8 protein-coding genes are annotated in these 13,690 nt (G+C 59.2%); 5 read left to right on the top strand and 3 right to left on the bottom strand.

The window, feature by feature from the left end; translation table 11 throughout:
• The first annotated feature begins 3 nt into the window (after positions 1 to 3).
• From spoT to recG, 3 genes are read left to right on the top strand one after another with little or no spacing between them, the layout of a single operon-like run.
• Entirely contained in the window at positions 4 to 2,118 is a 2,115-nt protein-coding gene (gene spoT / locus V1603_RS03525) for a bifunctional GTP diphosphokinase/guanosine-3',5'-bis pyrophosphate 3'-pyrophosphohydrolase (RefSeq protein ID WP_028015011.1), read from the top strand.
• 4 nt (positions 2,119 to 2,122) lie between these two features.
• Positions 2,123 to 2,812 (top strand): tRNA (guanosine(18)-2'-O)-methyltransferase TrmH, encoded by a 690-nt coding sequence (trmH, locus tag V1603_RS03520; RefSeq protein ID WP_163330021.1) that lies wholly within the window; start codon positions 2,123 to 2,125, stop codon positions 2,810 to 2,812.
• Positions 2,813 to 2,815: 3 nt separating this feature from the next.
• Positions 2,816 to 4,897: an ATP-dependent DNA helicase RecG gene (gene recG / locus V1603_RS03515; RefSeq protein ID WP_395313505.1), complete on the top strand. Its 2,082-nt coding sequence runs from the start codon at positions 2,816 to 2,818 to the stop codon at positions 4,895 to 4,897.
• 2 nt (positions 4,898 to 4,899) lie between these two features.
• On the opposite strand, the gene gltS is transcribed toward recG, so the two are convergent.
• On the bottom strand, positions 4,900 to 6,102 hold the full coding sequence (gltS, locus tag V1603_RS03510; RefSeq protein ID WP_116342955.1) for a sodium/glutamate symporter: 1,203 nt from the start codon (positions 6,100 to 6,102) through the stop codon (positions 4,900 to 4,902).
• Positions 6,103 to 6,327: 225 nt separating this feature from the next.
• On the opposite strand from gltS, the gene V1603_RS03505 reads away from it, so the two are divergent.
• A complete protein-coding gene (locus V1603_RS03505) occupies positions 6,328 to 7,719 on the top strand; it encodes an NCS2 family protein (protein ID WP_163330019.1) in 1,392 nt (463 codons plus the stop codon).
• A gap of 119 nt (positions 7,720 to 7,838) precedes the next feature.
• Positions 7,839 to 9,527 (top strand): AsmA family protein, encoded by a 1,689-nt coding sequence (locus tag V1603_RS03500; protein ID WP_395313504.1) that lies wholly within the window; start codon positions 7,839 to 7,841, stop codon positions 9,525 to 9,527.
• 157 nt (positions 9,528 to 9,684) lie between these two features.
• Here the strand turns inward: V1603_RS03500 and yicI are convergent, their stop codons facing one another.
• Positions 9,685 to 12,003, bottom strand: a complete 2,319-nt coding sequence (yicI, locus tag V1603_RS03495) for an alpha-xylosidase (RefSeq protein WP_395313503.1) — start codon at positions 12,001 to 12,003, stop codon at positions 9,685 to 9,687.
• Positions 12,004 to 12,015: 12 nt separating this feature from the next.
• Positions 12,016 to 13,407, bottom strand: coding sequence for a glycoside-pentoside-hexuronide family transporter (locus tag V1603_RS03490; RefSeq protein WP_395313502.1), 1,392 nt, complete (start codon positions 13,405 to 13,407; stop codon positions 12,016 to 12,018).
• Positions 13,408 to 13,690 lie beyond the last annotated feature (283 nt).

The raw sequence follows: 13,690 nt of genomic DNA, 5'->3' as shown, positions 1-13,690 counted from the left end.
CCCTTGTATCTGTTTGAAAGCCTGAATCAACTGATTCAAACCTACCTGCCTGAAGACCAGATTAAGCGTCTTCAGCAGGCGTATCTCGTTGCACGTGACGCTCACGAGGGCCAGACACGTTCAAGCGGTGAACCTTATATCACGCACCCGGTTGCGGTAGCCTGTATTCTGGCCGAGATGAAACTCGACTACGAAACGCTGATGGCCGCCCTGCTGCACGACGTGATCGAAGATACCCCTGCCACCTACCAGGATATGGAACAGCTGTTTGGCAAAAGCGTTGCCGAGCTGGTGGAAGGGGTCTCTAAGCTTGATAAGCTGAAATTCCGCGACAAGAAAGAGGCGCAAGCCGAAAACTTCCGCAAGATGATTATGGCGATGGTGCAGGATATCCGCGTCATTCTCATCAAACTCGCTGACCGTACCCACAACATGCGCACGCTGGGCTCACTTCGCCCGGATAAACGTCGCCGCATTGCCCGTGAAACCCTCGAAATCTACAGTCCGCTGGCGCACCGTTTAGGTATTCACCACATCAAAACCGAGCTGGAAGAGCTGGGCTTTGAAGCGTTGTACCCGAACCGCTATCGCGTAATCAAAGAGGTGGTAAAAGCCGCCCGCGGTAACCGTAAAGAGATGATTCAAAAGATCCTCTCTGAAATTGAAGGGCGCTTACAGGAAGCGGGAATTCCGTGCCGCGTCAGCGGTCGCGAGAAACATCTGTATTCCATCTACTGCAAAATGGTGCTCAAAGAGCAGCGTTTTCACTCGATCATGGATATCTACGCGTTCCGCGTAATCGTCCACGATTCGGACACCTGCTATCGCGTGCTGGGGCAGATGCACAGCCTCTACAAACCTCGTCCGGGGCGCATGAAAGATTACATTGCCATTCCAAAAGCGAACGGCTATCAATCTCTGCATACCTCGATGATCGGTCCGCACGGCGTGCCTGTTGAAGTGCAGATCCGCACCGAAGACATGGACCAGATGGCAGAAATGGGTGTTGCCGCACACTGGGCGTACAAAGAGCACGGTGGCGAAAGCAGCACGACCGCACAAATCCGCGCCCAGCGCTGGATGCAGAGCCTGCTGGAGCTTCAGCAGAGTGCGGGTAGCTCGTTTGAATTTATCGAGAGCGTTAAATCCGATCTCTTCCCGGATGAGATTTACGTTTTCACCCCAGAAGGCCGCATTGTCGAACTTCCTGCGGGCGCAACGCCGGTCGACTTCGCCTACGCCGTGCATACCGATATCGGGCACGCCTGCGTCGGCGCCCGCGTCGACAGACAGCCTTACCCGCTGTCTCAGCCGCTCTCCAGCGGCCAGACGGTGGAAATTATTACCGCGCCAGGCGCACGTCCGAACGCGGCCTGGCTGAACTTTGTCGTGAGCTCCAAAGCGCGCGCAAAAATCCGTCAGCTGCTGAAAAACCTCAAGCGCGACGACTCCGTCAGCCTGGGGCGTCGTCTGCTCAACCACGCGTTAGGCGGCAGCCGCAAGCTGGCTGAGATCCCGCCGGAGCATATCCAGCGTGAACTCGACCGTATGAAGCTCACGTCTCTGGACGATCTGCTGGCGGAAATTGGTCTGGGCAACGCCATGAGCGTCGTGGTGGCGAAAAACCTGCAGCAGGGCGAAGCGACGCCTTCTGCTCCAGGCGCATCCGGCCATGCTCATCTGCCGATTAAAGGCGCGGACGGGGTGCTGATCACCTTCGCAAAATGCTGCCGCCCAATCCCTGGCGACCCGATTATCGCGCACGTCAGCCCGGGCAAAGGGCTGGTTATCCACCATGAATCCTGTCGTAACATTCGCGGCTACCAGAAAGAAGCCGAGAAGTTTATGGCGGTCGAGTGGGATAAAGAGACCGCGCAGGAATTTATCACCGAAATTAAGGTGGATATGTTCAACCACCAGGGTGCTCTGGCGAACCTGACGGCAGCAATCAACACGGCCTCGTCCAACATTCAGAGCCTGAATACGGAAGAAAAAGACGGCCGCGTGTACAGCGCCTTTATTCGTCTGACCGCTCGCGACCGCGTGCATCTGGCGAACATTATGCGCAAGATCCGCGTCATGCCGGACGTGATTAAAGTCACCCGAAACCGAAACTAGGTTTATGAATTCACAACGTTATGCCCGTATCTGCGAAATGCTCGCCAGGCGTCAGCCTGACCTGACGGTCTGCATGGAGCAGGTCCATAAACCACATAACGTTGCTGCTATCGTCCGTACCGCTGACGCCGTAGGCGTGCATGAAGTGCACGCCGTCTGGCCAGGCAACCGCATGCGCAACATGGTCTCCGCTGCCGCAGGCAGTAACAGCTGGGTCTCGGTCAAAAACCATCAAACCATTAGCGAAGCCGTATCGCACCTGAAAGGCCGCGGGATGCAGGTTCTTGCGACAAACCTCTCCGCTAAAGCCGTGGATTTCCGCGAGATCGATTATACCCGCCCGACCTGCATTTTGATGGGCCAGGAAAAAACCGGGATCTCCCGGGAAGCGCTGGATCTGGCGGATCGGGACATCATCATTCCGATGATCGGCATGGTCCAGTCCCTTAACGTCTCCGTAGCGTCCGCGCTCATTCTGTATGAAGCGCAGCGCCAGCGTCAGAACGCCGGGATGTACGAGCGCAGCAACAGCATGCTGCCGGAAGAGGAACAGCAGCGCCTGCTGTTTGAAGGTGGCTATCCGGTGCTGGCTCGCGTTGCGAAGCAGAAAAAATTGCCTTACCCCCACGTCAACGCGCAGGGCGAAATTGAAGCCGATGCCGAGTGGTGGGCCACCATGCAGTACGCCGGGTAACCGATGAAAGGCCGCCTGCTGGATGCTATCCCGCTCAACAGCCTGACGGGCGTGGGCGCGGCGCAAAGCAATAAGCTGGCAAAAATTGGCCTGCACACCGTGCAGGATCTCCTGCTTCACCTCCCCCTGCGTTACGAAGACCGCACTCAACTCTACAAGATTGGCGATCTGCTTCCCGCCATTTACGCCACCGTTGAAGGCGAAGTCCTGAACTGCAACATCACCTTCGGTGGACGCCGGATGATGACCTGCCAGATCAGCGACGGCACCGGCATCCTCACCATGCGTTTCTTCAATTTCAGCGCGGCGATGAAAAACAGCCTGGCGACAGGCCGCAGGGTGCTGGCCTATGGAGAAGCCAAACGCGGGAAATACGGCGCAGAGATGATCCACCCGGAGTACCGCGTGCAGGGCGATCTCAGCACGCCGGAGCTGAAGGAGACGCTCACCCCGGTTTACCCGACGACGGAAGGCATCAAGCAGGCAACGCTGCGTAAGCTCACCGATCAGGCGCTGGAGCTGCTGGATACCTGCGCCATTACCGAGCTGCTGCCGCCCGAGCTGGCGCAGGGCATGATGAGCCTGCCCGAGGCGCTGCGCACCCTGCACCGCCCGCCGCCAACGCTGCAGCTCAGCGATTTAGAAAGCGGCAAACATCCCGCCCAACGGCGTCTTATCCTTGAGGAATTACTGGCGCATAACCTGAGCATGCTGGCGCTTCGCGCGGGCGCGCAGCGTTTCCACGCTCAGCCGTTAAGCCAGAATGATGCGCTCAAAGATAAGCTGCTGGCCTCGCTGCCCTTTAAGCCCACCGGCGCGCAGGCGCGGGTCACCGCCGAGATCGAACGCGATATGGCGCTCGACGTGCCGATGATGCGCCTGGTGCAGGGCGACGTGGGGTCCGGTAAAACGCTGGTTGCCGCCCTGGCCGCGTTACGCGCCATCGCCCATGGCAAGCAGGTCGCACTGATGGCACCGACAGAGCTGCTGGCCGAGCAGCACGCCAACAATTTCCGCACATGGTTCGCGCCGCTCGGGATTGAAGTGGGCTGGCTTGCCGGGAAACAAAAAGGCAAAGCGCGTCTTGCGCAGCAGGAAGCCATCGCCAGCGGCCAGGTGCAGATGATTGTCGGCACGCACGCCATCTTCCAGGAGCAGGTGCAGTTTAACGGTCTTGCGCTGGTGATTATCGACGAGCAGCACCGCTTTGGCGTGCATCAGCGTCTGGCGCTGTGGGAAAAAGGGCTGCAGCAGGGCTTCCACCCGCATCAGCTGATCATGACCGCCACGCCGATCCCGCGCACCCTGGCGATGACCGCCTATGCCGATCTGGATACCTCCACCATCGACGAACTGCCGCCGGGCCGTACCCCGGTCACGACGGTCGCCATTCCTGACACGCGCCGCAGCGATATCATTGACCGCGTGCGCAACGCCTGCACCCACGAAGGGCGTCAGGCCTACTGGGTCTGTACCCTGATTGAAGAGTCTGAACTGCTGGAAGCGCAGGCCGCCGAAGCGACGTGGGAAGAACTCAAGCTGGCACTGCCCGAGCTGAACGTTGGCCTGGTTCACGGCCGCATGAAGCCTGCCGAGAAGCAGGCGGTGATGCAGTCCTTCAAACAGGGAGATCTGCATTTGCTGGTTGCGACGACGGTCATTGAAGTGGGCGTTGACGTACCCAACTCCAGCCTGATGATCATCGAAAACCCGGAGCGTCTGGGCCTTGCTCAGCTCCACCAGCTGCGCGGGCGCGTTGGCCGTGGCGCGGTAGCGTCCCACTGCGTACTGCTCTACAAAGCCCCGCTCTCAAAAACAGCCCAGATGCGGTTGCAGGTGCTGCGCGACAGCAACGACGGTTTTGTAATTGCGCAAAAAGACCTGGAGATCCGCGGCCCGGGTGAACTGTTGGGCACGCGCCAGACGGGGAACGCAGAATTCAAAGTGGCGGATTTACTGCGCGATCAGGCCATGATCCCCGAAGTTCAGCGCTTGGCTCGCCATATTCATGAACGCTACCCCGAACAGGCGGCAGCGTTAATTGAACGCTGGATGCCGGAAACCGAACGCTATTCCAACGCCTGATCTCAGGCAAACATCGGCAGCATCAGGTACAGCTTGATCACCAGCGCGTTGACGATATCAATGAAGAATGCGCCAACCATCGGGACCACCAGAAACGCCATATGCGATGGCCCGAACCGTTCGGTGATCGCCTGCATGTTGGCGATAGCCGTTGGAGTGGCTCCCAGACCAAACCCGCAGTGACCCGCCGCCAGCACCGCCGCATCGTAGTTTTTGCCCATCATGCGCCAGGTCACGAACATGGCGTACAGCGCCATAAACAGCGCCTGCACCGCCAGAATCGCCACCATCGGCAGCGCCAGCGAGGCCAGTTCCCACAGCTTGAGGCTCATCAGCGCCATCGCCAGGAACAGCGACAGGCAGACGTTGCCGAGCACCGATACCGCCCGTTCAAACACGCGGTAGAAGCCCATCAGCGCCAGACCGTTGCTCAGGATCACCCCGATAAACAGCACGCAGACAAAGGTCGGCAGCTCAAACGCGGTACCCGCCAGCCATTGCGCAACCACTTTGCCCACGGTCAGGCAGATGGCAATCATCGCGATAGTTTCAATCATCACCAGTGAGGTGATGCTGCGTCCAACGTCCGGCTTTTCGAATGCGGTCGGCACCATTTCATCGTCAGGTCTGCCGTTCGGCGTGGTGGAGTGCTTCACCAGATAACGCGCCACCGGGCCACCAATCAGGCCACCCAGCACCAGGCCAAAGGTCGCACAGGCCATCGCCACTTCCGTTGCGTTTTCAAACCCGTAGCGTTCGATGAACAGCTTGCTCCACGCGGCGCCAGTGCCGTGGCCGCCCGAAAGGGTAATCGACCCCGCCAGCAGACCCATCAGCGGATCCAGCCCCAGCAGCGTCGCCATGCCGATGCCAATGGCGTTTTGCATCAGCAGCAGCCCCACCACCACAATCAGGAATACGCCGAGCACCTTACCGCCCGAGCGCAGGCTCGCCAGGTTGGCGTTCAGGCCGATGGTGGCAAAGAAGGCCAGCATCAGCGGGTCTTTCAGGGACATATCAAAATCAATTTCCCAGCCCATGCTTTTTTTCAGTATCAGCAGGGCCAGCGCCACCAGCAGACCGCCGGCGACGGGTTCAGGGATAGTGTACTTTTTCAGAAAGGAAACGCTATGTACCAGCTTACGGCCAAGCAATAAGACCAGCGTTGCGGCAACAAGTGTCGACAACGTATCGAGATGAATCATAAAAGGCTCCTGTTTTGCGCGTGTTCCATACACACGCGGCGTTATCCTGGGCCAGTTTGCGCTCTTCATGAGCCCCCGGCGCAAAAAGTGTAATTTTTTTTCCCGATGCGTTGTAGAAAACCTGCTCACAGCAGCAGATTTTCTTCCCTTTTTTTGCTGGCAATCGTTTGCTTTTACCAGGTGGTCAGATAAAATGCCCGCTTTTCCACCGTGGGATTGCCGCCGATGTCCGTTAACACCATAGAGTCGCCTGATGCGCAACCGATTGCGCAGAAGCATAATAGCGAACTGATTTACCGCCTTGAAGACCGCCCGCCGCTTCCACAGACGCTTTTCGCCGCCTGCCAGCATCTTCTGGCGATGTTTGTTGCCGTGATCACTCCGGCGCTGCTGATCTGCCAGGCACTTGGCTTACCGGCGCAGGATACGCAGCACATCATCAGTATGTCTCTGTTCGCTTCCGGCGTGGCCTCCATTATTCAAATTAAAGCGTGGGGTCCGGTGGGCTCTGGATTATTGTCGATTCAGGGCACCAGCTTTAACTTCGTGGCACCGTTGATCATGGGCGGTACGGCGCTGAAAACCGGCGGTGCGGATGTCCCAACCATGATGGCGGCGCTGTTCGGCACCCTGATGCTGGCCAGCTGCACGGAGATGGTCATCTCCCGCGTGCTGCATCTGGCTCGCCGCGTCATTACCCCGCTGGTCTCCGGCGTGGTGGTGATGATTATCGGCCTGTCGCTGATCCAGGTGGGCCTCACCTCCATCGGCGGCGGCTATTCCGCAATGAGCGATCACACCTTCGGCGCGCCGAAAAACCTGTTGCTGGCGGGCGTAGTGCTGGCAATCATTATTCTGCTTAACCGTCAGCGTAACCCTTACCTGCGCGTCGCCTCGCTGGTGATCGCCATGGCGGCGGGCTATTTGCTGGCGTGGGCGCTGGGCATGCTGCCGGAAAACACCGCGCCGACCAACAGCGCGCTGATCACCGTACCCACGCCGCTGTACTACGGACTGGGCATTGACTGGGGCCTGCTCCTGCCGCTGATGCTGGTCTTTATGATCACCTCTCTGGAGACCATCGGCGATATCACCGCCACCTCCGACGTCTCCGAGCAGCCGGTGTCCGGCCCGCTGTACATGAAGCGTCTGAAAGGCGGCGTGCTGGCGAACGGCCTGAACTCGTTTGTCTCTGCGGTATTCAACACCTTCCCGAACTCCTGCTTCGGCCAGAACAACGGCGTGATCCAGCTGACCGGCGTGGCCAGCCGCTACGTTGGTTTTGTGGTGGCGCTCATGCTAATCGTCCTCGGCCTGTTCCCGGCGGTGAGCGGCTTTGTGCAGCACATTCCTGAGCCGGTGCTCGGCGGCGCAACGCTAGTGATGTTCGGGACTATCGCGGCCTCCGGCGTGCGTATCGTCTCCCGCGAGCCGCTGAACCGCCGCGCGATCATGATTATCGCGCTGTCGCTGGCCGTTGGCCTGGGCGTTTCCCAGCAGCCGCTGATCCTGCAGTTTGCCCCGGACTGGGTGAAAAACCTGCTCTCTTCCGGCATTGCCGCGGGCGGTATCACCGCTATCGTGCTGAACCTCGTTTTCCCGCCTGAGAAGAACTGATCTCCCTCACGGCAGGCAGTCAATGCCTGCCGTGACATCTAATTACACCATTCCCGCCTTGAGCATTGCGTATAAATCGTGCATAACTCCCTTATGTTCGTTTTGCGGGATGGAAGACCATGAAATTTATTGGAAAGCTACTCGTCTATCTTCTGGTAGCCCTGCTTATTGTGCTGCTGGCGTTCTATATTTTGCTCCAGACCCGCTGGGGCGCGGCTCAGGTCAGCAGCTGGATTACGGTGAATACCGACTACGAACTCAGTTTCGATAAAATGAATCACCGCTTTTCGTCGCCTTCCCACATCATTCTGGAAAACGTCACCTTTGGGCGGGATGGTAAACCTGCCACATTAGTTGCCAAAAAAGTCGATATTGGCCTGAGCAGCCGTCAGATCACCGATCCGCTGCACATGGGCACCATCACCCTGTTCGACGGTACGCTGAATCTCTCGCCTCAAACAGCACCGCTGCCCTTCCAGGCCGATCGTCTGCAGCTGAACAACATGGCCTTTAACAGCCCGAATACTGAATGGGACCTGAGCGCGCAAAAGGTCACGGGCGGCGTCAGCCCATGGCAGCCGGAAGCCGGCAACGTGCTGGGGAATAACGCGCAGATCCAGATGAGCGCGGGCTCGCTGACCCTGAACGGCGTACCGGCCACCAACGTGCTGATCGAGGGCCAGCTGAACGGCAAGGAGGTGGTGCTGAAAACGATTGGTGCCGACATGGCCCGTGGTTCGCTCACCGGCTCCGCCCTGCGCAACGCCGACGGGAGCTGGATTATCGACACGATGCGCCTGAACGAGATCCGCCTGCAGAGCGACAAAACGCTGACGGCGTTCTTCGCACCGCTGGCCACCTTTCCCTCTTTACAGATTGGCCGTCTGGACGTGACCGACGCCAGGCTTCAGGGTCCGGACTGGGCGGTGACCGATCTCGACTTAAGCCTGCGCAACCTGACTCTCAGCAAAGGCGACTGGCAGAGCCAGGAAGGCCGCCTGTCCATGAATGCCAGCGAGTTTATCTACGGCTCGCTGCACCTTTTCGACCCGATCCTGAATGCGGAGTTTTCCCCGCAGGGCATGGCGCTGCGCCAGTTCACCTCCCGCTGGGAAGGCGGCATGGTGCGCACGTCCGGTAACTGGCTGCGCGACGGCAAAGCGCTGGTGCTGGACGATGTCGCCATCGCCGGGCTGGAGTACACCCTGCCGCAGAACTGGAAAACGCTGTGGATGGATCCGCTGCCGGAATGGCTGCACAGCGTCACGCTGCAAAAATTCGGCCTGAGCCGCAACCTGGTGATCGACATCGATCCCGCCTTCCCGTGGCAGATCACCTCTCTGGACGGCTATGGCGCAAACCTGCAGCTGGTGAAAGATCGCCAGTGGGGCGTCTGGGGCGGCAGCGCAACATTGAATGGCGCGGCGGCAACCTTTAACCGCGTCGACGTACGCCGTCCGTCTCTGGCGCTGAATGCCAACGCCGCCACGGTGAACATTACCGACCTGAGCGCGTTTACCGAGAAAGGCATTCTGGAAGCCACGGCGACGGTTTCACAGCTGCCACAGCGGCAGACCACGGTGAGCCTGAACGGGCGCGGCGTGCCGCTCAACGTGCTGCAGCAGTGGGGCTGGCCTGCGCTGCCGATTACGGGTGACGGCAATATTCAGATGACCGCCAGCGGTAGCGTGCAGGCGAATGCCCCGCTTAAGCCGACGGTGAACGGCAAGCTGAACGCGGTGAATATGGATAAACAGCAGGTGCAGCAGACGATGACGGGCGGTGTGGTTTCAACACCTGTGCAATAAACAAGCCGGGTGGCGTAAGGTAAATGCAAAACGGCAACCCTGTTGCCGTTTTTGATGTTTGTTCCCTCTCCCTGTGGGAGAGGGTCAGGGTGAGGGCATCAGACCGCACAATTATCGTAGGCCCGGTAAGCGAAGCGCCACCGGGAATTTTTCCAGCTCAGAAGTGAACCACCACCACTTCCCCCTCCGCTTTCACCACCACGCCCCACTCGCTGCCCGCGAGTGAACCGCCCTTCACGCCGCTCACCTTCTGCACGTTGCGCAAGCACACCGACCAGTTTTGCGCGTCTCCCGCGCCGGTAAAGGTCACAATGTCTCCCCGACGTGACGCCTTCAGCGTAAACGCCACTGAACCGTCCGCCGCAGGCACCTCGCTTACCGCCGTTGCGCCATCGTCCAGGTTAAACAGCTGGAAGGCCGTCCCCTCATTCCACGCGTAGTCCGGCTTCTGGTTGTTGTTACCCAGCGCCAGCAGGGTATTGTCGCGCACGTAGACCGGCAGGCTCATGAAATCGTGCTGCTGCTTATACCAGCGGCTGCCCTGAAGTTCGTCGTTGTGCCACAGGTGCGTCCAGCGGCCTTCCGGCAGGTAGAACTGTACGTCCCCCGCCTCAGAGAACACCGGCGCGACCATCACTGAATCCCCCAGCATGTACTGACGGTCAAGGTAATCGCACGCCGGATCGTCCGGGAACTCCAGCATCATCGCCCGCAGCATCGGCGTGCCGAACTCACGCGCCAGCGCCGCCTGGCGATACAGATACGGCATCAGCTGACACTTCAACTGGGTGAAGTGGCGCACCACGTCGCAGGACTCGTCATCGTACGCCCACGGCACGCGGTAGGATTTGCTGCCGTGCAGACGACTGTGGCTGGAGAACAGCCCGAACGCGCACCAGCGCTTGTAGACGTGCGCCGGGGCGGTGTTTTCGAACCCGCCGATATCGTGGCTCCAGAACCCGAAGCCGGACAGGCCAATCGACAGCCCGCCGCGCAGGCTTTCAGCCATCGATTCGTAGTTGGCGTAGCAGTCGCCGCCCCAGTGCACCGGGAACTGCTGCGCACCGACGGACGCCGAACGGGCAAACAGCACCGCTTCTTCCTCCCCCACCGTCTCTTTCAGCACGTTCCACACCAGTTCGTTGTAAATGTAGGCGTAGTGGTTATGCATCTTCTGCGGATCGGACCCGTCGAACCACTGCACGTCCGTCGGGATACGCTCGCCAAAGTCGGTCTTGAAGCAGTCGACGCCGATATCCACCAGGCCTTTCAGCTTGTCGGCATACCACCGGCACGCTTCCGGGTTGGTGAAGTCATAAATCGCCAGCCCCGGCTGCCATTTGTCCCACTGCCACAGGGAGCCGTCCGGGCGCCTGAGCAGGTAGCCCTTTTCTTTCAGCTCCCGGAAGATCGGGGATTTCTGGCCGATGTACGGGTTAATCCACACGCAGACCTTCAGCCCTTTCTCTTTCAGGCGGCGGATCATCCCTTCCGGATCCGGGAAGGTCACCGGGTCCCACTCGAAGTCGCACCACTGGAAGGCCTTCATCCAGAAGCAGTCGAAGTGGAAGACGTGCAGCGGCAGGTCGCGCTCGGCCATGCCGTCAATAAAGCTGTTTACCGTCGCTTCGTCGTAGTTGGTGGTGAACGAGGTGGTGAGCCACAGGCCGAACGACCAGGCAGGCGGCAGCGCCGGACGCCCGGTGAACCGCGTATAGCGGTTCAGCACCTCTTTCGGCGTCGGGCCGTCGATCACGAAGTACTCAAGATATTCCCCTTCCACGCTGAACTGCACCTTGGAGACCTTTTCGGAGCCGACTTCAAACGAGACGTTCTCGGGATGATTCACCAGCACGCCGTAGCCGCGGTTGGTCAGGTAGAACGGGATATTTTTGTAGGACTGCTCGGTGCTGGTGCCGCCGTCGCGGTTCCAGGTTTCGACCGTCTGGCCGTTGCGCACCAGCGCGGTAAAGCGCTCGCCCAGACCGTAGACCGTTTCCCCCACGCCCAGATCCAGACGTTCGAACACGTAATTGCGTTCGGTATTGCTGTCCTGCACGTAGCCGTTGTTTTTCAGCTGGCTGCCGGTAATGCGCTGGCCGTTGCGCAGGAAATCCAGCGCCCAGAACTCGCCTTTGGTGACACGCATGCTGACGCTGCCGCTTTTCAGCTCGGCAAAATCGGCGTTGTTTTCAATCTCTACCTTCACGTCTTTCAGAACGTTCAGCGGGTAGTGCGGGCCATTATTCAGCGCGCCCTGGAAGTGCTCGATGCGCACCCCGACAATCCCTTCCTGCGGGGCAAACAGGCGCACCGTGAACATCAACGTGTCAAGCTGCCAGGTGCGTTCACGCACGTCGCGCGGCGCAACAAACACCACCAGGTCATTGCCCTGCTGCTCCACGTCGAACACCTGCACCGGATACGTCACGTTCAGGCCCGGTTGAATAAGCCAGTTTCCATCACTGATTTTCATACTCTCGTCCTCTTAGTTCTGCAATTCTTTGCTGGCCGGCAGGTTTTCAAACTCCTGCTGATTGCGGCGCGCGCCCTGCGCCAGCTCGCCCAGGATTTTGGTCAGGAAAGGGGTTTTCAGCGTGTAATAGCGTTTAGCGATGATGGCGCTCAGCACGTAGCAGACCGCCGGGGCCAGGGTGAACAGGCCGATAATGATGCTGATGGTCGCGCTGTTCTGGGTTTTGGCCGCCGCGTCGTAGCCGCCGCCTGCCAGCATCCATCCGATCATTGCCCCGCCCAGCGCCAGGCCGAGCTTCAGCACGAACAGCGTGCCCGCAAAGCTGATGCCGGTCAGGCGCTTGCCGTTGCTCCATTCGCCGTAGTCGACGGTATCGGACATCATCACCCACTGAATCGGCGTCACCAGCTGGTGCAGCACGCCGATGACGAAGATGAAGCCGAACATCAGCACGGTGGCGTGCATCGGGACGAAGAACATCGCCACGCTGACCACCGACAGCGCGGCGTTGGTCCACCAGAAGATGCTGACCTTGCATCTCCAGTCGGTGAGCGGTTTCGCCAGCGCGGAGCCGATCAGGTTGCCGACGCAGTAGGTGGTGAGGAACGCGACGAACACCTCCGGCAAGCCCATGATCCAGGTGCAGTAGTACATCATCGCCCCGCCGCGCACGCAGACGGCGAGGATGTTGAGGATGGTGAGCACGCCAACGATGCGCCACTGGTCGTTTTGCCAGATGTCGCGCAGGTCTTCCCGCATGGAGGTGGTGCTCGGCGGCACCTGGATGCGCTCTTTGGTGGTAAAGAAGCAGAACGCCAGCATCAGGAAAGCGACAACCGACAGCACGGCGATGCCGCCCTGGAAGCCGAACGCCTTATCGTCGCCGCCAATGAGGTTCACCAGCGGCATCATGAGCACCGTGGAAAGCATGCCGCCCGCGGTCGCCAGCACGAAGCGCCAGGACTGAAGGGAGATACGCTGCGTCGGGTCGTTGGTGATCACGCCGCCCAGCGCGCAGTAGGGGATGTTGACCACGGTATAGAGCAGCGTCAGCAGCGTGTAAGTCACGGCGGCGTAGACCATTTTACCGTTGAGGCTAAGGTCCGGCGTGGTGTAGGCCAGCACGCAGACGATACCGAATGGTATCGCACCGAACAAAATCCACGGACGGAACTTGCCCCAGCGGCTGCGGGTGCGGTCGGCAATCAGCCCCATGCACGGGTCGGAGATCGCATCCAGCGCGCGGGCCAGCAGGAACATGGTGCCGACAAAACCGGCGGGAATGCCGAAAATATCGGTGTAGAAAAACATCATGTACAACATGACGTTATCAAAAATGATGTGGCTGGCGGCGTCTCCCATGCCGTAGCCAATCTTCTCTCTTACTGACAATACTTCGCTCATCTTTTTTTATCCTTCACGCTGTAGGGGGCGCTGAGACCGGTTGCATTGGTTTTAAACCATTGTTTCAAAGGCGGGTATTGCGTTTTCTGGTTAGCAAATTACGTTTCTTGTTTTTTGTGATCGCGGTAAATGTTGGCAGCACGAAAGGCTAACCTGAGGATTTTCTTAAGAATTAACTGAAACAGGGGTGTACAGGTCAAAAGAGAGGTGAAAAAAGTGTGTGGGGGTATGTGGTAAATGCCTGAAAGTAGCTATAATGCGCCCCGCCTCCATGTAGCAATGC

The organism is Enterobacter sp. ECC-219 (assembly GCF_043966805.1).
Classification (GTDB): domain Bacteria; phylum Pseudomonadota; class Gammaproteobacteria; order Enterobacterales; family Enterobacteriaceae; genus Enterobacter; species Enterobacter cloacae_N.
Note: the sequence above shows the minus strand (reverse complement) of the source record. Positions and strands in the feature narration are given on the sequence as shown.

What these genes read in the sequence shown, in the direction of transcription:
- trmH (WP_163330021.1), top strand. Translation starts at nt 2,123, where the DNA reads ATGAATTCACAACGTTATGCCCGTATCTGCGAAATGCTCGCCAGGCGT.
- recG (WP_395313505.1), top strand. Translation starts at nt 2,816, where the DNA reads ATGAAAGGCCGCCTGCTGGATGCTATCCCGCTCAACAGCCTGACGGGC.
- gltS (WP_116342955.1), bottom strand. Translation starts at nt 6,102, where the DNA reads ATGATTCATCTCGATACGTTGTCGACACTTGTTGCCGCAACGCTGGTC.
- V1603_RS03505 (WP_163330019.1), top strand. Translation starts at nt 6,328, where the DNA reads ATGTCCGTTAACACCATAGAGTCGCCTGATGCGCAACCGATTGCGCAG.
- V1603_RS03500 (WP_395313504.1), top strand. Translation starts at nt 7,839, where the DNA reads ATGAAATTTATTGGAAAGCTACTCGTCTATCTTCTGGTAGCCCTGCTT.
- yicI (WP_395313503.1), bottom strand. Translation starts at nt 12,003, where the DNA reads ATGAAAATCAGTGATGGAAACTGGCTTATTCAACCGGGCCTGAACGTG.
- V1603_RS03490 (WP_395313502.1), bottom strand. Translation starts at nt 13,407, where the DNA reads ATGAGCGAAGTATTGTCAGTAAGAGAGAAGATTGGCTACGGCATGGGA.